Genomic DNA, 18,493 nt, shown 5'->3' with positions numbered 1-18,493 from the left:
ATGTTGCGAATGAGCGTTTTTGTCATTCTGACCGGGACGCGTAGTCGAAGGAAGAATCTTACTGTTTCTCGACTAAAAAGTAAGGATACGTTAAGATTCTTCCTTCGACTACGCGTCCCGGTCAGAATGACAAAAAACGCTCTCAAATAAAAGCTCAAACAGGTTAGATATAAAAAATTTGTAGGATAAGATGCTCACATTGCTGGATAACAGGTAGGAATTTCGTGAAAAGTGGAATACCACCCATCTGACTTTTTTTGTTTGTGTAAACCATTCTATACATTTATCCAGACACAGGTTCTAGATCCGCCATGTTTTCCAAACGGTACAGTTATCAATTGCTCTTTTTGCTGGCTTATATCGGTGCCTTACTGATAGAGAAGCCCGTGTATACAGGCGATACAGTACTGAGCTGCTTTTCGTATCTGTTTACGATACTGGTACACTTTTCCTTATTTACCTTGCTGATTATCACCAACCGGTCGCTGTTAATTCCTTACCTGCTGGAAAAGAAACGGTTTAGTATCTATGCGGCTGGCCTCATTGGATTGCTGTTTTTGTACACCATATCAGTCGGTCACTACAATCCTTTCATTCATGGGTCTGTTTTTCACGATGATGTAATCCAGACTAGCGCGGGTTTCTGGGACACCTTTGTGTATGGCCTTTGCTGCACCGTCATCGTCTCCATGCTTTACATTACCCAGCAATGGTCGGACCAGCAGGAACAGATCAAAAATAGCCAGATTACCCAGTTGCAAACGGAGCTAAAATACCTCCGCTCGCAAATTAACCCGCATTTTCTGTTCAATGGGCTCAATTCAGTGTATGGGTCTATCGACAGAAGTAATGGAGAAGCACGGGATATGCTGGTACAGTTTTCCGATTTATTACGGTATAATCTATACGAAGCCGATGTGGATCTGATCGCGCTGGAGAAAGAAATCAATTACCTTCAAAATTACGTAGCGTTGCAAAAAGCCCGCAGCAACGATAATATGCAGGTCAACGCCAACCTGACTTATCAGAACGGTGGCGTCAAAATTGCGCCGTTGATTTTCATGGCCTTCGTCGAAAATGCATTTAAGTACGTTTCCCGCGACGATACTCTCCGCAACCAGATCAACATTCGGTTAAACGAAGAAGCAGGCCGAATCGATTTCGACTGCGAAAACTCGTATGAGGAAACCGAATCGGAAATAGGTGGAATTGGCTTGTCGAATGCCGTGCGCAGGTTAGAACTGCTTTATAAAGATCGGTATCAACTAGCCATCAATAAAGACCAGAATCTATATCAGGTGCATTTAACCCTGGCACTATGAAAAAACTTCGCTGCATCATTGTGGACGACGAGCCCATTGCCCGTAAACTCCTGCATGAATTTGTCGAGCAGGTGCCTTTTCTGGATTGGCAGGGTAGTTTTGAGAGTGCCCTGAAAGCCGAATTATTCTTAACAACCCATACCACTGACCTCATTTTTCTGGATATTGAGATGCCCAGAATATCAGGGTTGCAATTCCTCCAGAAACTGAACACGGATGCCCTGGTGATTCTGACAACCGCGTTTCCTCGTTATGCCCTGGAAGGGTATGAACTCGATATTATCGATTATCTATTAAAGCCCATTGCCTTCAGTCGGTTTCTTAAAGCAGTTCATAAGGCGAAGGATTACGAGCAGCTCAGGCAGGGCTCTACGGCCTCCCTGCCGATCTCGCATTTGTTTATTAAAAGCGACAAACGAATTGAAAAGCTGGCCCTGAACGACATTCTGTACGCTGAAAGCGTGGGCAATTATGTGCGTATTTATACAGAACAAAAAACGATCCTGGCATACCTGACCATGAAAAGTCTGGAAGCGCAATTGCCTTCGGAAACGTTTATCAAGATTCATCAGTCGTTTCTGGTCAATTGGTCCAGAATTGATGCCATTGAAGGCAATGAGGTTAAACTCGGCCCCAAAACCCTGCCCATGAGTCGTAACCATCGCGACACGCTGATGAAGCTGGTGAACCAGCACCTATTGAAGCGATAAACTGCTACCTATCAATAGTTTAAGACCTGCCTGGTATCTATCCTCCCCCTGAAAGATCTTATCTCACAACTCCTGCGCCAGATTGAAGAAAAAGCCGGTAGTCCCCTGGGCGTTGATGGTACCGCTGAAACGAAGTACCAGATTATAGAACGTAACAATATCGAGACTCATGCCTGTGCCTATCAGTAATTTATTGGCCAAATTGCTCTGATACTGCTCGGCAACGGTACTGCGAACATAACCTGTATCGCCAAAAGCTGTCAGATAAGCAGCAATAGGCACTGTATTGAACTGACGAACATGTAGCCAGTTAAGCTGCTTCCGCACATTAAAGAGCTGATACCGAAGGCTATTTCGCCAGATGATCGTCCGCTGCCCGTCAATGACATACAACTCATAACCCCGAATCATATCGCTGGAATTACCCAGTCCCCGGAGGTTAAAATAAGGTTGGTGATTCGGCCAGGTGGAGCGCCCCCGAAAATTGACGGCCCCATAAAATTTCCCTCCCAGCGGCCAGTATCGCGTAATCGACGCCGACATATCCAGAAATCGAAAATTATCGCTGGGCAGTAAACCTGACACGGTCAATCCGCCGACAAACAGCGTTCCCTGCAACGGATATACCACATTGTCGCGTCGGTCGTACCGGTAGCTATAACCAAGGGATGAGTATTGCTGCGTGGTTCGGCCATCCAGAAAATAATCGGGATTCAGTCTGGCAATGGTATCGGCAATGGTATTGCGGGTATAAGTGGCGTTGAGTGTATGATAATGATACAGACCCCTTCGGTGCGTCAGAATCACGGTGGCATAAGCCCGCTCGCGAAGTACATCTTCCGATTTCACATACACCCACTTATCGAACTGGGTTCGAAAGGGAATTTCCTTGTTGGTCACGTACACCAGATCGGCACGTAGCCCTATTTTCTGGGCCTTGTCGATATAGGGCGTGGCATACGACAGTACCGTTCGTTGTAAAAATCCCCGTTCGATAGCGACCTGAAGCCGGTCGTTGGTGCCGGTTACGTTTCGGTAGCTCAATCGCCCGCCATAAATTACCCGGTTAAAATCATGGCCCCGGTCATACCACCATTCGTTAAAGTTACGGTCGGCCAGATCAAACACCGGGTACGCGATGAAGTACCACCGTTCTTTCATGGTCACTGTCAGGTCGAGCATTGCCAGTTGAGTCGAGTCGGGCGATGGGCTCAACGCTGTTCCTATGTCGACCGTGACGAAGAGAGTTGTGTTATTGATATTGCGCTGGTCCCAGGCTAGGCGGTCGGGCAAGTCAGCCAGCTTAACCGAATCACCAACATGCAGGGTCATTTCCCGAAGGATAATCCGATCACGGGTACGATAATTTCCTTTGAGGGTTACAGAGCGTATTATAACTAGCTGAGTCGAATCAATCGACAAACCAGCAAAAGCCGTTTGAAAAGACACTAAGAACACCGCTACGACCAGTAAAACGGGTAGCCACATTTTGGGAATCATTCTCAAAAGTACGTCTTTTCAAAAAAATAAGACAAGAATATCTCCATATCCTGCAAATCGCTACGTATAATTGTGAATGGACACTGAAGAATGCATAATGTACAATGGGTAATGGATATTGAGTGAAACGGGATTTCCTGCTCATTCATTGTTCATTATCCATTGTACATTATGCATTCTTCAGTGTCCATTCCTTTACCTATGATTCTTTAAAGATACAACAATCCATGCAAACGGAAACTGTTCAAAAATCCTCTACAACGGACAAACCGAGTCTCACTTTCTGGCAGATCTGGAATATGAGTTTTGGTTTTCTGGGCATTCAATACGGTTTTGGGCTTCAACAGGCCAACATGAGCCCTATTTACCGGTACTTAGGTGCCGATGAAGCGTCGATTCCAGGTTTATGGCTGGCGGGTCCACTGACCGGCCTGCTTTTACAGCCCATCATTGGTACGGTTTCAGACCGTAGCTGGTCGCCAACCTGGGGCCGACGGAAGCCTTTTATTCTGGTTGGGGCGCTGCTGGGCAGTATTGCGATGGCCCTCATGCCAAACTCGTCGTTTGTGTGGATGGCTGCGGGTTTAATGTGGATGCTCGACGCAGGACTCAACTCGGCCATGGAGCCGTTTCGGGCTTTTGTAGGCGATATGCTCAATGATAAACAGCGGGCCACGGGGTTCGCTGTTCAGTCGTTTATGGTCGGTTTTGGCCAAACGCTGGCCAACCTGATGCCGTATATTTTACCCCTCCTGGGTATATCGATGGTTATGTCGGAAGGTCAACTGGCCAATGGTATTCCTAACTCGGTACGGTATCCATTCTACATCGGAGCTGCCGCCATTGTGCTTTCGGTTTTCTGGACCATGCGCACAACCAAGGAGTACCCACCCGTTGATGACAGCTACAAACAGCCACATGTATTTACCGATAAAGAAAAAAAATCGATCTCATTCTGGCATCTGTCTCTGACGATCGGAGCCGCTTTTCTGGCGTTCTGTTTCTCGGCTCGTATCAATGGAATTGGCGTAGGATTACTGTGGGGAATGGGCGTACTGGCTGGTGGCTATCTGGTGCTGATGATGCCTGTCTTCAAAGAGATTCTGGCTTCGTTGTCGGCCATGCCTACGGTTATGAGGCAACTGTGGTGGGTGAAGTTTTTTACCTGGTATGGGTTGCCACTCATGTGGCAATACCTGTCGCTGGCAACCGCTAAGTATGCCTTCAACGCACCTGATGCCGTTTCCAACAAAGCGGGTTTTGAAGCGGGCACCAAATGGGGTGGATTATGTTTCGCCATGTTTAGCGTTTCCTGCGCCATTATTTCTATTTTCATTCCACGTATTGCCAAAGCCATTGGAAGCGCCCGCGCCACGCATGCTCTTTTCCTGAGCATTGGCGCAGTCGGATTTTTTCTGACACTAACGACCAATGATAAGATGATCTATCTTATTGCAATGGCGATCATCGGCCTCGCCTGGGGATCAATCATGTCGATGCCTTACCTGATGCTTGCTTCAGCAGTGCCGAAAGAGCGGATGGGAGTTTATATGGGAATTTTCAATGGCTTCATCTGCGTGCCGCAGTTTATCGGAATGCTCACCGTACCGCTATACTACAAACCGGTACTTGGCGATGACCCCCGCAATGCCCTGGTATTGGCAGGTATTTGCCTGCTACTCGCAGCAGGCTCCTGTTTCTTGGTTAAAGAGAACCTAAAAATCAAAGACGTTCCTTTCCCTGTTGAGCCAGCCGGGCACTAGTGCTTTACGTTTTATTAGGCACGGGTTACGATTTATTGACGATACTGATCATATTCGCATCACAAATATTTCGTAACTCGTATCTGATAAAACGTAATTCCTTTACATGACAACTTCTACCCGCCCTTATGCCCTTCTTTCCGTTGGCGAACTGCTGGCTGACTTTATTGGGCATCATGTATCCACTAATTTAGTCGACGCCCAGGATTTCCGCCGGTATCAGGGTGGAAGTCCGGCCAACATGGCCGCCAATATGGCTCGACTCGGCAACCAGGTCGCGTTGGTGGCTTGTGTCGGCAATGACAGCATCGGAAAATACCTAACTCGGGAGATTAAGGAATCGGGCGTTGATACACAGTTTATTACAGCAGATCCATTCGAACCAACAACCATTGTGGTGGTATCGCGTACAGCGGGTACGCCCGATTTTGTCGCCTATCGACATGCCGATTGCCAGCTTAGTGCGGAACAGATTTCTGACTCTTTGCTGTCTCAGACTCAACTCTTCCATACCACCTGCTTTGCGTTAAGTCGTCAACCGGCACAGGATGTCATCGTCGATGCAGCCCGACGGGCACAGGCGGCTGGCTGCCAGATTAGTATCGATGCGAACTACGCACCAACAATCTGGCCTGATCGCCAGCAAGCCTGGCGTGTTCTGACCGACTATTTTGCGGCAGGAGCCCTGGTAAAGGTCAGTGAAGATGACATAGAACGGCTTTATGGCGAACGACAGACTCCCGAACGGGTTATTAACGATTTTCATCAGATGGGAGCGACGATGATATGCCTGACATTGGGAGCTGATGGCAGTCTCGTCTCCTATGATGGTGGAGCTAAACAAGCTCGCATTGCAGGTAAAAAGATCGATGTGGTCGACGTAACCGGAGCGGGTGATGCGTATTGGGCGGGTTTTTTGACCGCACACCTGGATGGCTATGCGCCCGGCAACTGTGCTCATGCGGGAGCCGCTTTAGCCAAAATGAAGCTCACCCGACAAGGACCTTTACCAGAAAAAGTAGACCGAAAATTGCTATATGAAAATTTTGAGTAACTTACTCCTTTTTAAGTAATAATACTTATTAAGTAGTAGTTTCTTAACATATCTCATTATGAATCGTTCTACCTATCAACTAGCCATCCGTACGATGGCTATTGCCGCCACTGTTTCCCTATCCATTGTAGGTTGTCAGCCTGTAGACCCAACTACTCCCGTAGCCTCATCATCGTCATCTGCCAACGCCCGACTTAGCGCCGGGACCGATTATGTCGATGGTGAACTGCTCATCCAGTTTTCAGAAGATGCGGATGACAAGGCTAAACAAAAAGCGTTTGATAAAATCAAAGGGCAACCCTTCGAAAAGATTTTAACGAAAGCCATGGAACGTGCCGGTAAAAAAGAAGGCGTTACGCTAGTTAAAGTGAATAAGAATGTATTAGAAGCTATTGACGATCTCAATGGCATGGCAGGAGTAGCGTTTGCCGAACCGAACTACATTTATACCTATACAGCCACAGCCACCGATTCCTATTTCACGAATGGCTCGCTTTGGGGAATGTATGGTCCGTCGACAACACCTGCCAATCAATATGGCAGTAACGCTGCTGCGGCCTGGGCTGCTGGCACTACAGGATCAGCATCGGTTTATATAGGGATCATCGATGAAGGCATTCAGCTAACGCACCCTGACCTAAGCGGGCAAGTGTGGGTTAACCCGAATGATCCTGTAAATGGCGTCGATAACGACAATGATGGCTATATCGATGACATTAATGGCTGGGATTTTGCCAATAATGACAACAGCATCTACGATGGGGGAACCAATGGCAAACTGGATGACCATGGTACGCATGTATCTGGCACCATCGGCGCTAAAGCCAACAATGGTGCTGGTGTGGTTGGACTTAACTGGAATATAAAATTGATTTCGGCGAAGTTTTTAGGCCGCAATGGGGGCACCACTGCCAATGCTGTGAAAGCCGTTGATTACCTGACTATGCTGAAGACAACGAAGGGTATCAATGTCGTTGCCTCGAACAATTCATGGGGTGGCGGAGGCTATTCGAAGGCGCTTTATGATGCCATCAGTCGTGCCAACAATGCCGGTATTTTATTTATTGCGGCTGCCGGAAACAGTGGTACTAACAACGACACACAAGCGAGCTACCCGTCTAACTATGACCTGCCTAACGTTATTGCCGTAGCTGCCATCGATCAAACAGGTGCCCTGGCCAGCTTCTCCCAATATGGCGCAACAACTGTTGACTTAGGCGCCCCTGGCGTGGCAATTAACTCAACCACTGCCTACAATACCTATTCATCGTATAGTGGCACGTCGATGGCTACTCCACACGTAACCGGAGCGGTTGCCTTATATGCCTCCACGCACCCTGGCGCTACCGTTGCCCAAATCAGAAACGCTATTCTGTCGAGCACAGTCGCAACGCCATCGCTGGCGGGTAAAACGGCCACGGGGGGTCGATTAGATGCCTTTGCTGCCTTGTCTAAATAAGAATTAGAACTGATTAGGGCATAAAAAATGGGTGGAGAACCAAATCCACCCATTTTTTATGCCCTAATCAGTTACTTCAACGAACCTACTTTATCGAGGTCAATGTCCTCAAGGGCCGATTTAAGTTTATCCATGCTAACGCCACGGCCTTTCGCTGAGACAATGAATCGTTTATTGACGAGTACGTTTATTTCCCCGTCTTTACTGTCATTGTCATATTTCTCGTACGACTTGTTATCGCCCATTGTGCTCGTTTTTTCGTAGCCATGTTCCGTTTCCTTGTCGATTTCGACCACCGACCAGGCCGCCAGTCCAATCATCATAGCCGTACCTCCTCCATCGACAATAGATAGTTCAATACTTTCGCTACCGTCGTCATTCGAATACTTGCCATTGGCGGTCGAGATCACAAAACCTGCCGCACCATTTTTCTCACCGGTTGCTTCTTTGCGGGGCAATCCATCTACATCGGCCGGAAGTAGTTCTTTTAGTTTTCGGAAATCAACCGTTTCGACTGGGCCGTTCTTCTGCATCTCTTCAGCCTTCGATGCAATGTCTTTCAGCGCGCCGACAGCACCTAAGGCCGAAACAGATTCTTCATCTTTTTTCTCTTCTTCCTCCTTTTCTTTACTTCCGCCACACCCGATCAGCAACATCACCGGTAGCAATCCGGCCCATAAAAAATGTCGATTTGTTCGCATAGTCAATTTAGATAAGAATGGGGTAAAGGATTAATTATCAGAAATCTACACTTTCTTCGGATACGCAAGCGTATCTTTTGAGTAAACGCGATTCTGATTTAATGTAGAATTAATCGATTAGATCGCGGATGACTGGTAAAAGTCACCGGGTCAATCAATTAACCTGTTTACAGTTTACGTAATAATTTGAGTCGGGCAACAGGGAGGTTACATCCTTAACCGAGACGGTTTTCCATTGGGTAGTTGGCTGTAGCTGTTGAAACGGCCCTGATTCATTAAAACATACCCGAACAGGCATCGAAAAGCCAGCCATACAGTTAGTCCAGCGGTACTGCAATCCTCCATCAACAAGCTTGTATTCAAGTGCCGGGATCCGAATATCACGCAAATACTGGTCGAAAACGGGTTTCAGATTCAGTCCCGTTTGTTGACTCATGTATTGCTCGATTTGAGCACTCGTCACGGTCTGATGATAGAACGTTTTGTTCATACCTCGCAGAATCTGTCGCCATTTGGCATCGTCGCCGACCAATTGCCGAATCATGTGGAGCATGTTTCCTCCTTTGTAATACATATCCCCGGAGCCTTCGTAGTTGACATTATAGATGCCAATGATCGGTCGGTCATTACGAATGTTGGCACGGCAACCGACTACGTACTGCGCACCAGCGTCCTTACCATAATAATATTCCGTAAACAGATTTTCCGAGTAGTTGGTAAAGCTCTCATGAATCCACATGTCGGCAATATCCTTGTAGGTAATATTATTGGCAAACCACTCATGGCCCGATTCATGCACGATGATAAAATCCCACTTCAGCCCCCAACCCGTTCGCGATAGGTCCCGTCCTAAGTAGCCATTCCGAAAACGGTTGCCGTAGGTCACTGAGCTTTGGTGCTCCATCCCCAGATAAGGCGTATCAACCAGCTTGTAGCCATCGGCATAAAACGGGTATGGTCCGAACCAATACTCAAACGCTTTCAACATTTTAGGCACCTGCTGAAACTGTACTTTTGCCGAGTCCAGGTGCTCAGGCAACACATAATAATTCAGGCTTAACGGTCCTTTCTCACCCGCATAGGTTTCTTCCCAATGCTCATACCGGGCAATGTTCAGGTTGACACCATAGTTGTTGATTGGATTTTGCACGTACCAGTCAAACGTTCGGGTATGATCAGTGTTAGTTGTGACCCGCCGAAGCCGTCCGTTCGACACATCCATCAAATCTTCGGGTACCGTTACGCTGATGGCCATCGAATCGGGTTCATCGTACATATGGTCTTTGCAGGGCCACCACGCGCTGGCCCCTAGCCCCTGACAGGCCGTAGCAATAAACCAGTTTCCGGCTTTATCACGTTTCCAGACCATCCCACCATCCCAGGGCGGGCGCTTGGCTACGTGCGGTTTGCCCGCGTAAAAAACCGTGATCGATTCATTATGACCCGGAGTCTGTGCTTTTGACAGCGTTACAAACCAGGCATTGCCATCCTGCCGAACGGTCAATGGTTTTCCATCCTGTTCTACACGGGTGATGCGTAATGGACGTTGCAAATCGACCTGCATGATCTTGTTTGGCTTCAAAACCCGATACCGAATGGTAGTTGAGCCCGACAGTGTACTATCGGTGGGTTGCACCCGAACCTTCAGGTGATAAAACGTCAGATCCCACCATGCCCGTTCGGGTGTGATGGACCCTCGAAGCGTATCATCATGCGTGAATTCCATCCGCTGTGCTGAAGCCACAAACGGCAAAATAAGCAGGCAGACTGTTGCCAGTCGAATCAGAGCAGAACGGTATCGCTTCGTTTGTTGCATGATCTTGACTTTCTGAACCCCATTCGAGACTAATAAAAGTAGCCTTGATGGTTGATTTATATCCATTAACGGGCGCCGGGAGGGCAATTTTTCAGCAGATAGTTGGTGTATAATGTCCGCAAATGCAGCGTAGTCCCCTCTCCTTCCGAAATACCATGCGTACGGTTCGGATAGGGCATCACCTGAAACTGTTTGTTGTATTTAATCAATTCGTTGATCAGTACTTCAGCGTTGTCGTAATGCACATTATCGTCGCCCGTACCGTGAATGTACAACAGGTTACCCTTCAGATTCTTGGCATAGGTTACCGGCGATCCGGCTATGAAATCCTCACGATTTTCCTGGGGTAAGCCCATATATCGCTCCTGATAAATATTATCGTACAATAACTGATTGCCCACAGCCGCGATCGCTATACCGGTTTTATAGATCTCCGGATACCGGAAAAGCAAATGCAGTGTGGTGGCTCCTCCACCACTCCAGCCCCAAACGGCTACCCGGCTGGTATCCATATAAGCATGCTGCGACAGCAACTTCTTCGCCCCCATGGCCTGATCCTGGATATTGACCCGACCAATCTGCCGGTAAATGGCTTTCCGCCAGCCAGCACCTTTCAGGTTCGGTGTCCCCCGATTGTCAAGCGCTACATAGAGGTAGCCAGCCTTCGCCATATCGCCGTTGAACAGTTGGTTCTGCCCTACCGAAAATACATCGTTGACGGTGCTACTAGCAGGTTCGCCATAGACGTAAAAAACGACCGGATATTTTTTTGTGCTATCGAAATCAGTTGGTTTGGCCATCCAGCCATCCAGGGTAACACCATCGTCGGTGGTGACCTGAAAGAAACTAACATTTGGCTTGGGCGTCGTATTGGTTTTGATGGCCGCCTGCCCATTTATCACGGTATGAGCAGGCAGGGTCACCCACTCACGGGCGGGTGGCGTCTGGTAATTGGTAAAGGTGTGCTGGGCAAATCGGCCATTGGGCGAAACAACATATGTATTGGTACCCGAAAAATTGGCTGGTGTCAGACGCTCTGCTTTGCCTTTGCCATCCAGCCGGGTACGGTACAAATACCGCTGATTGGTATTCTGAGGAGAGGCAATAAAGTAAATCTGGTTGGTCGATTCGTCGATGTGACTAACTCTGGATACATCGTACGAGCCGGGCGTCAACAGGGTTTCTTTTTTTCCATCTGTACTGATTCGATAAATATGTTGCCAGCCATCTTTCTCGGTTAGCCACAAAAAGGCTTTTCCGCCATCGATCCAATCCCAGCTACCGGGTTCATTTTGCACATCGACCCAGGCCTTGTCGGTTTCGGTATAAATTGGCGTTACCGACTGGCCCGAAGCTGCACAAACAAAAAGCTTGCTTTCATTCTGTTTACGATTTAACTGCAGCACCATCAACGCACTCCCGTTGGGCAACCAGGCCATCCGGGGTAAATAATGCTGTTGCGGATCACCGGGAATGGCCAGCCAGGTTGTTGGTGGTACCGCATTCCGGTCGCCTGATATGGTAACTATACCAATGCGGGCCGGTGAAGGCAACTCCCCTACTTTCGGGTATTCGACCGGAACAACATGTGAATAGACGGAATCAGTGGTGTTGAGCATCAGGTAATCCCGAATGCCCGTAGCATCCACTTGCCAGTAGGCAATTTGTTTACTATCGGGGCTCCATCGGAAGCCATCGCGGCAATCGAACTCCTCTTCATAGGCCCAGTCGAAGGTCCCATTGATCCGTTTGCGCGTCCCATCCGTTGTGAGTTGGCGTGTTGTACCGTTTGCTACCTCTTCAACAAACAAGTTATGGTCGCTCACATAGGCAACGTTACGGCCATCGGGCGACAATTTGGCATACATCAGCGATTGCGATGGTCGCTCCTTTCCAACCTGCCGAACCACACCCGAGGCTCGATTGATCAGGTAATAATCACCACGCGTATTATAGCGCCAGACACGGGCCGTATTCGTAAATAAAAGGACGTTGCTACTGTCGTTGGAAAAAGCAAAATCGACGACAGCCATGGCTCGCTCCCGGCCTGGCAGTTGTAATGTAGCTTTCGGTAAAAGGGTCGTTTTCGTACCTGTCCGCAGATCGGTTTTGACCATTTCGCCCTGTTCCATAGCCACATAGGCGTTTCCATCGGCCGACCAGTGTGTCTGTCGACCGGGAATCTGTGCCCATAACGAATAGCTTACCAGATTAGCAACAAAAGCAATTGAAAAGAAGCGAAAATAATTAGAGGATGGTTTCACAGATGAAGTGTGATTTACAATCAGTAATCTCCAAAAATACACAGATTTCTCAATTCACCCGATAAAGCGGATTAGGTACTCACATAAAAAGCCAGCGATCGAGCCTGACTTCTCTGTCTGGCCCGATCGCTGGCTCTACTTAAATTAGATTTCAATTACGATTCTATTGGTTTCGACTCTTCGGGATCAGGTACAACAACGGGAGTCCGATAGCTGCGAATCAGGAAATAGACGCCCATTAATACGGCTGGAATACTCAGCCATTGCCCCATATTCAGTGGGAGGTTATCTTCAAAAGCCACTTGATTTTCTTTCAGGTATTCGTAGAAGAACCGCAGACTAAACACCCAGATCAGAAAAATCCCCAGCATACTTCCTCGCGGGGTCCGCTCTTTGGTCCGATTCCAGAACCACAACAGAATAAAAAATAGCACCAGACACGAAATCGATTCGTACAATTGCGCCGGATGGCGAGGTATTTTGGCGTATTCACTATTATTCATGAATACAAACGCCCAGGGCACATCGGTTGGCCGGCCTACAATTTCAGAATTCATCAGGTTACCGAACCGGATACAGGCCCCAGCCAGAGCAACCACAATCACAATCCGATCTGTTACCCATAAAAAGGTCTGATTGGTTAACTGACTTTGTTTCCGACGCGAATAAAGCCAAAGTCCGGTCAGAATACCGATGGTAGCTCCATGACTGGCCAGCCCCGCAAACGGCGGTGTAATGACCGTTAAAGGATGGTGTAGTAATACATCGGGCTCATAAAACAGGAAATGACCGATCCGGGCACCCAGGATAGTGGCCACTACCATGTAAATCAGCAGTGTATCGGTATCGGCAACTGGCTTATGTTCTTTTTTGTAGATATAGCTCATGATCTGCATCCCGATCAGAAAACCCAGCGCAAACAACAAACCATACCAACGTACTGAAAAAGAACCAATGTGGAAAATTTCGGGATTGACTTCCCAAATAATGTATTGAAGCATAAGAAGTGAAAATGCGTTTATGATTTATAGTTTACGGTTTACAGTGGACTGACGCACCAAGAATATTCACGTCAGTCCACCGTAAACCGTAAATCATAAACCAACTGAAAGCAAAGATACATATTGAGGGAAAGTTTTTGACTCTTTTACTGTTTAAGGGTGTATGATGACATCATTTTTAATCGGATTGGTCAAAGTTTATCAGGCAGCGGTATCACCTTACTTTCCAAATGCCTGCCGTTACACCCCTACCTGTTCGCAATATACGATTGAAGCCATTCGGAAGCATGGGCCACTACGGGGTACCTGGCTGGGCCTGAAACGCATCAGCCGCTGTCATCCCTGGGGTGGGCATGGGTATGATCCTGTTCCTTAATTTAGTAGCTGGTAGTCAGTATCGTTAGTACTAGCCGTTTATTATCCTGACATTTTGACGTATTTACAGCCATTGCCCGATTTTTGTCTAGGCTTCAGCAACTGCCATCAAACCTCTATTGACTGTTGACCGCTCAGGCGGCCCTGTTCCCGATTAATTATGCTAGGAATTACTGCTGATAATAAATTGAAACGCCTTATTGTTGTAGGCGACCGCGTCCTGATCAAACCCAAAGATCCTACCGATCGTACAGCCAGTGGACTTTATCTACCACCCACGGTTCAGGAAAAAGAACAGGTTCAGGCTGGCTACGTTATTAAGGTCGGACCAGGTTACCCCATTCCAGTACCTACGGAAGATGAACCCTGGAAAGAAACCGAGGAGAAAGTAAAATACATGCCCCTTCAGGCGCAGGAGGGCGATCTGGCGATTTACCTGCAACGGAATGCCATCGACGTTCAATACGAAGGGGAACAATACGTCATCGTCCCTCAATCCTCCATCCTGATGCTGGAACGCCTGGAAGATCTCTAACCGCACAGGCAGCACTGCACGATTGATCTGATTAATGGATTAACACGATTTCGTCATAAAAAAGTGACTGACAAAATCATGTTAATCCATTAATCAGACCAATCCTGCAGGGCCGCCTGTGCGGTTCAGAATCATAAGGCGTCCAGATACTTTAATACGTTGGCAAACTCCATCCAAGATTTAAGCTTCATCTTTTGATCAGACAAATACTGGTCAATTTGTTCAGCTTTTTGTGGAAATAGGCTTAGCAGTGTTTTTTTGTTCATGGTCACAGCCTTCATAGTTCCTTCCGATAATTTTTCAACGTAGCTATCAGCTGGTGGCTTCACAGTCGTTAGCCACACAAAATATTCATCGCGTTGCTGAAAGCGTTTCTTGCCAAAATCATTGGCCATTGTTTCGGTATTCTGTTTGATTACTGAAACAATTCGTTTAACCAGTTTCGTGGTTCGACCATCGTATACGAGTTGGTAAAAATCAGTTGGTGACCATGACCCTACGGCCGGAAACCCTTTTTTAAATCGTAGTGTATCGGCAGCAATGATACCAAACTCAGCCACCGAATTGACTGGGGTCAACACTTTACCTCCTTCTACATATTCGACCTCACCCGAATAACTATTGTAGCGCAATCGGGCTGGCACCTGCTTTCGGCCATACACCAACCAGCCATTCTGAACACTATCGCCCGGCACAAAGGGCGAACCTTCGATGTCATTGTAGGGCTTAAAATTCGGCGCGTAAATGCGAATCGTCCGGCTGTAGCCATACTCAACCTGTGCCTCCGCCTTAATGGCACTTAGAAGCAGAATCCCAAACAAGACCCAATAAAGGTAGCGACTCATATCTGTCGATTTAAAAAACGGTTTGGCCTATCCAGCAACTATCGGAGTCAGGCCAACCGCATTACTGTTCACCAAATTTAGCGGCTTCGGTAATCCCTTTCCAGGTATCCGTTCGGAAGGGTACCGCCGGGAAACCTTCCCGATTGTAGAGATTTACATCTCCATTGTCGTCAGCCCAACCATACCGCACGGCTACGGGAGTAGCAACCGAATCGGCATAAACAACAACCGAGCCGCCCTGAACTTCAGCTTTCGCGAAATAGAATTTCTGATCGGCACCAGCTACTTCAAAGCCTTTAAGATAGCCGTATTTATCCTTCACCAGTAGCCCAGCCCCCACATTCTGAAAGGTGAGCGTAGCTTTGTTTCCACTGACGGTCAACTTGTCGAACATAGGGCCAGTACTGACACCCGCTTTCTGGTACGAAATGCGCATGGCTTCGGTGGCTAACCGTTTGCCTACATCTTCCTTGTTTTTCGGGTGAATGTCTGACCGCTCGCCAATATCGGACGTAACCGCCATACCCGTGTTTGGTAGTTGGAGCGTCATAGTTTGGGCTTCCCTCAGTTCGGCCCAGGTGCTTCCTTTCCGACTATCGCCATTCGATGCATTGAAACTGGCCAACTGCACAAACAAGAATGGGAAGTCGCACCCCCAGTGTTGCCGCCAGTCCTGAATCATCAGCGGAAACGCTTTCCGGTATTGGTACGCCCGGCCCGCATTCGACTCACCCTGGTACCAGATCGTTCCGGCCATAGCATATGGAATGAGTGGATTCAGCATGGCGTTAAACAACTGCGTTGCGTAGGTATTAGGCCCCGGTTTATACGACGATTCACTGACTGACGCAATTCGGTACTGCCAGTTCCCAGCCAATGGAATGGTCAACGACTCACCCGACAGACGAAGCTGTTCGGCTTCGCCCATAAAACCGCCTGCTCCACCCGTATCCTGAACCCGTACGGCAATCACATTTCGACCCGGTTTCAGCAACCCCTCGGGTAAAGCATAGGATCTTGGCGTAGCCCCTTTGCCTGATCCGATTAACTGTCCATTGACATACGTTGAATCCTGATCGTCAATGGGGCTAAACTGTAGCGTCACTCGTTTCAGGTTACTACCTTCCGGAATGACCACTTCCCGGCGAAACCAGACGACTCCATCTAACGTGGGTAAGCCTTTCCACTCCCAGTCACCTAGCACATTCATCCATTTCCATTGCGTTATATTCAGGGCAGGATTAGGCCAGGTTTTCACTTCGGCAGCCGTTGGCAGGCTTTCCTGCTGCCCATGGATCAGCTTCTGGGTACGTTCGGAACCACTTTTTAACACGTCCTCATAAGTAGCTGGTAATTTATTAGCAACCATTCGTAAATCGTCGTTTTGATTCAGGGCTTCGCGACTGGTCCAGGTTTCGGAATGGGTTCCTCCCCAGGAGGTATTGATGAGGCCAATGGGTACGTTTAGCTCTCTCTGAAGTTGTTTGGCGAAGAAATAACCAACGGCCGTAAAGTTGGGAGCCGTTTCGGGCGTACATACGTTCCACTCCCCTTCTATATTGTCTTTAAGTGTCAAGCTAATGTCTTTTTTGACCAGCAACTGACGGATATTCGGGTAGTTGGCCAAGGGAATTTCGGTCTTTGCATTAGCAGCCGCCCGTAATGGCCACTCCATATTCGACTGGCCGGAACAGACCCACACTTCACCCAGCAGCACATCATCGAACGAAACGGTGTTTTTCTTACCCTTTACTACTAACTGATACGGCCCACCAGCTTCCATTGGGTCGAGCATAAGTTGCCACTTGCCGCCTTTGTCTGCTTTGCCGGTTTTGGTTTGCCCATTGAACGTTAAGGAAATTTTTTCGGCAGGATCGGCCCATCCCCAGACAGGCACGGGCTTTCGTCGCTGGAGTACCATATGAGAGCCGAACACATTGGGCAATCGGACATCAGCTAAGGTGGTCTGGATGATAAAGGCATTGGCAAAGCAGAACCACAAAGCGAAACGTTTCATGTATGTAAAGGATAAGGAGTTGATAACAATGCATAAAAAAGGCGGCCAATCAAGCCGCCTACTGCCTTATACATCTATAGAAAATGCTTACCGAATTTTACCCAGTCTGGTCTTTCCTTGTACCTCCAGAACATTGGACAGGGCACGTCGAACAGCAAAATTATAGCGAAGAGTAACGCCATAGCTCATACCCGAACCCGCGCCCTGCAATTGAGTCTGCTGGGGAGCTGAACGATTCGCGGTATACGTTACATCCGACGTTACGGAGTTAGCAAGACCCCATACTTTACGAACAGATAAACCTAGATCCAGTGCATTGGATAGGCGGACATTATATTCTGCACCGAGTTCAGCTAAGGTGGCTGTCTGGGCATTGGTAGTCGTCTGTGTTGTCAGTTGGAACATCTCGGAGGCTTCCCAACGTCCTGCGTAACGTTTGCCTGTTAGCGAGACGACCCCCTCCTGCTGGGTGGTATTCGGTACCACCCACATGCCACCGCTTACCCAAAAACCCGACCGTAGCCAGGGTTTGCTGGTCGATATTAGTAATCGTTTGCCCCTGAGAACAAACGCGTTTTGATCATTTGAATACCGGAACGATACGGTCGGAATTGTGTTACTGATCGACATTTGCGAATGGATCGGCATTCGGGAATAACCACCCTCTACCATCCAGCGCTCCTGATAAGCCCACCCAACGACAACACCCCAACTCACTTTACCAACCAGATCGCTTTGAATTAGGCCATTCAGCGAGTTATCGAGCTGGGCACGGTCAGTCCGGACGAAGCCTTCGAGGGCTACATACCAGCGGTCGCGCACCTGAGGACCACCATAACGACTCAGCAACCGTTTATATTGCTGCCCATTTTCGGGCAACTGATAATAGTCCGTAACCCCCTGACCACAGGCGGGTAGTACGGCCAGGCCGAGCAGTACATACAGCAAGTAGTGTTTTATCATAAGAGATTGCGGTTATATGTCATCGCAAATAACGCGATAAATAGTTGTTTGTTAATTACTTACAGACCTTTTTTTTATAAAAAGCGATTAAAATTACTAAACGTACAATAAGGCTCCGATTTCCCTGCCCGATTTGGTCAAAAATATGCCCTTGAGCCAGCAAACGCA

Annotated in this window: 15 protein-coding genes; 7 read left to right on the top strand and 8 right to left on the bottom strand. The window is 48.0% G+C overall.

Features of this window, described 5'->3' with window-relative positions; all coding sequences use genetic code 11:
- Positions 1-311 precede the first annotated feature (311 nt).
- Positions 312-1,322, top strand: coding sequence for a sensor histidine kinase (locus tag ACYVFD_RS34280; protein WP_461095128.1), 1,011 nt, complete (start codon positions 312-314; stop codon positions 1,320-1,322).
- The gene (locus ACYVFD_RS34275; protein ID WP_461095127.1) at positions 1,319-2,032 is read left to right on the top strand and encodes a LytR/AlgR family response regulator transcription factor; all 714 of its coding nucleotides are present in this window, start codon (positions 1,319-1,321) and stop codon (positions 2,030-2,032) included. The genes ACYVFD_RS34280 and ACYVFD_RS34275 overlap by 4 nt, the downstream gene beginning before the upstream one ends.
- A 63-nt stretch (positions 2,033-2,095) precedes the next feature.
- On the opposite strand, the gene ACYVFD_RS34270 is transcribed toward ACYVFD_RS34275, so the two are convergent.
- Entirely contained in the window at positions 2,096-3,532 is a 1,437-nt protein-coding gene (locus ACYVFD_RS34270) for a BamA/TamA family outer membrane protein (protein ID WP_461095126.1), read from the bottom strand.
- Positions 3,533-3,759: 227 nt separating this feature from the next.
- Between ACYVFD_RS34270 and ACYVFD_RS34265 the strand changes: the two genes are divergently transcribed.
- From ACYVFD_RS34265 to ACYVFD_RS34255, 3 genes are all read left to right on the top strand, one after another.
- Positions 3,760-5,295, top strand: coding sequence for an MFS transporter (locus ACYVFD_RS34265; protein WP_461095125.1), 1,536 nt, complete (start codon positions 3,760-3,762; stop codon positions 5,293-5,295).
- 106 nt (positions 5,296-5,401) lie between these two features.
- Positions 5,402-6,349 carry a carbohydrate kinase family protein gene (locus ACYVFD_RS34260; RefSeq protein ID WP_461095124.1) on the top strand — a complete coding sequence of 316 codons (948 nt, stop codon included), beginning with the start codon at positions 5,402-5,404 and terminating at the stop codon, positions 6,347-6,349.
- A 58-nt stretch (positions 6,350-6,407) separates the two neighbouring features.
- Complete coding sequence (locus ACYVFD_RS34255) at positions 6,408-7,808, top strand: S8 family peptidase (protein ID WP_461095123.1); 1,401 nt, start codon at positions 6,408-6,410, stop codon at positions 7,806-7,808.
- Positions 7,809-7,879: 71 nt separating this feature from the next.
- Here the strand turns inward: ACYVFD_RS34255 and ACYVFD_RS34250 are convergent, their stop codons facing one another.
- From ACYVFD_RS34250 to lgt, 4 genes are all read right to left on the bottom strand, one after another.
- The gene (locus ACYVFD_RS34250) at positions 7,880-8,509 is read right to left on the bottom strand and encodes a transposase (protein WP_461095122.1); all 630 of its coding nucleotides are present in this window, start codon (positions 8,507-8,509) and stop codon (positions 7,880-7,882) included.
- Between the two features lie 154 nt (positions 8,510-8,663).
- Entirely contained in the window at positions 8,664-10,325 is a 1,662-nt protein-coding gene (locus ACYVFD_RS34245; protein WP_461095121.1) for a M1 family metallopeptidase, read from the bottom strand.
- A gap of 65 nt (positions 10,326-10,390) precedes the next feature.
- Entirely contained in the window at positions 10,391-12,457 is a 2,067-nt protein-coding gene (locus tag ACYVFD_RS34240) for a S9 family peptidase (RefSeq protein WP_461095146.1), read from the bottom strand.
- A gap of 287 nt (positions 12,458-12,744) precedes the next feature.
- Entirely contained in the window at positions 12,745-13,590 is an 846-nt protein-coding gene (gene lgt, locus ACYVFD_RS34235) for a prolipoprotein diacylglyceryl transferase (protein ID WP_461095120.1), read from the bottom strand.
- A 166-nt stretch (positions 13,591-13,756) separates the two neighbouring features.
- Here lgt and yidD point away from each other — a divergent pair, with 166 nt between their 5' ends.
- The gene (gene yidD / locus ACYVFD_RS34230) at positions 13,757-13,966 is read left to right on the top strand and encodes a membrane protein insertion efficiency factor YidD (RefSeq protein WP_461095145.1); all 210 of its coding nucleotides are present in this window, start codon (positions 13,757-13,759) and stop codon (positions 13,964-13,966) included.
- Positions 13,967-14,125: 159 nt separating this feature from the next.
- Positions 14,126-14,500, top strand: a complete 375-nt coding sequence (locus ACYVFD_RS34225; RefSeq protein ID WP_461095119.1) for a co-chaperone GroES — start codon at positions 14,126-14,128, stop codon at positions 14,498-14,500.
- Positions 14,501-14,631: 131 nt separating this feature from the next.
- Here the strand turns inward: ACYVFD_RS34225 and ACYVFD_RS34220 are convergent, their stop codons facing one another.
- The 3 genes from ACYVFD_RS34220 to ACYVFD_RS34210 all read right to left on the bottom strand — a co-directional run bounded on the left by ACYVFD_RS34220 (position 14,632) and on the right by ACYVFD_RS34210 (position 18,325).
- Complete coding sequence (locus ACYVFD_RS34220; RefSeq protein ID WP_461095118.1) at positions 14,632-15,345, bottom strand: hypothetical protein; 714 nt, start codon at positions 15,343-15,345, stop codon at positions 14,632-14,634.
- Between the two features lie 61 nt (positions 15,346-15,406).
- Positions 15,407-17,362 carry a sialate O-acetylesterase gene (locus ACYVFD_RS34215; RefSeq protein WP_461095117.1) on the bottom strand — a complete coding sequence of 652 codons (1,956 nt, stop codon included), beginning with the start codon at positions 17,360-17,362 and terminating at the stop codon, positions 15,407-15,409.
- 87 nt (positions 17,363-17,449) lie between these two features.
- A complete protein-coding gene (locus ACYVFD_RS34210; protein WP_461095116.1) occupies positions 17,450-18,325 on the bottom strand; it encodes a hypothetical protein in 876 nt (291 codons plus the stop codon).
- Positions 18,326-18,493: the final 168 nt, after the last annotated feature.

This window comes from Spirosoma gilvum (genome assembly GCF_054776815.1).
Note: the sequence above shows the minus strand (reverse complement) of the source record. Positions and strands in the feature narration are given on the sequence as shown.

Coding starts and splice junctions, on each gene's coding strand:
- ACYVFD_RS34215 (WP_461095117.1), bottom strand. CDS start 17,362: ATGAAACGTTTCGCTTTGTGGTTCTGCTTTGCCAATGCCTTTATCATC.
- ACYVFD_RS34250 (WP_461095122.1), bottom strand. CDS start 8,509: ATGCGAACAAATCGACATTTTTTATGGGCCGGATTGCTACCGGTGATG.
- ACYVFD_RS34265 (WP_461095125.1), top strand. CDS start 3,760: ATGCAAACGGAAACTGTTCAAAAATCCTCTACAACGGACAAACCGAGT.
- ACYVFD_RS34275 (WP_461095127.1), top strand. CDS start 1,319: ATGAAAAAACTTCGCTGCATCATTGTGGACGACGAGCCCATTGCCCGT.
- ACYVFD_RS34210 (WP_461095116.1), bottom strand. CDS start 18,325: ATGATAAAACACTACTTGCTGTATGTACTGCTCGGCCTGGCCGTACTA.
- ACYVFD_RS34270 (WP_461095126.1), bottom strand. CDS start 3,532: ATGATTCCCAAAATGTGGCTACCCGTTTTACTGGTCGTAGCGGTGTTC.
- ACYVFD_RS34240 (WP_461095146.1), bottom strand. CDS start 12,457: ATGGAACAGGGCGAAATGGTCAAAACCGATCTGCGGACAGGTACGAAA.
- lgt (WP_461095120.1), bottom strand. CDS start 13,590: ATGCTTCAATACATTATTTGGGAAGTCAATCCCGAAATTTTCCACATT.
- ACYVFD_RS34280 (WP_461095128.1), top strand. CDS start 312: ATGTTTTCCAAACGGTACAGTTATCAATTGCTCTTTTTGCTGGCTTAT.
- ACYVFD_RS34255 (WP_461095123.1), top strand. CDS start 6,408: ATGAATCGTTCTACCTATCAACTAGCCATCCGTACGATGGCTATTGCC.
- yidD (WP_461095145.1), top strand. CDS start 13,757: ATGACATCATTTTTAATCGGATTGGTCAAAGTTTATCAGGCAGCGGTA.
- ACYVFD_RS34245 (WP_461095121.1), bottom strand. CDS start 10,325: ATGCAACAAACGAAGCGATACCGTTCTGCTCTGATTCGACTGGCAACA.
- ACYVFD_RS34220 (WP_461095118.1), bottom strand. CDS start 15,345: ATGAGTCGCTACCTTTATTGGGTCTTGTTTGGGATTCTGCTTCTAAGT.
- ACYVFD_RS34225 (WP_461095119.1), top strand. CDS start 14,126: ATGCTAGGAATTACTGCTGATAATAAATTGAAACGCCTTATTGTTGTA.
- ACYVFD_RS34260 (WP_461095124.1), top strand. CDS start 5,402: ATGACAACTTCTACCCGCCCTTATGCCCTTCTTTCCGTTGGCGAACTG.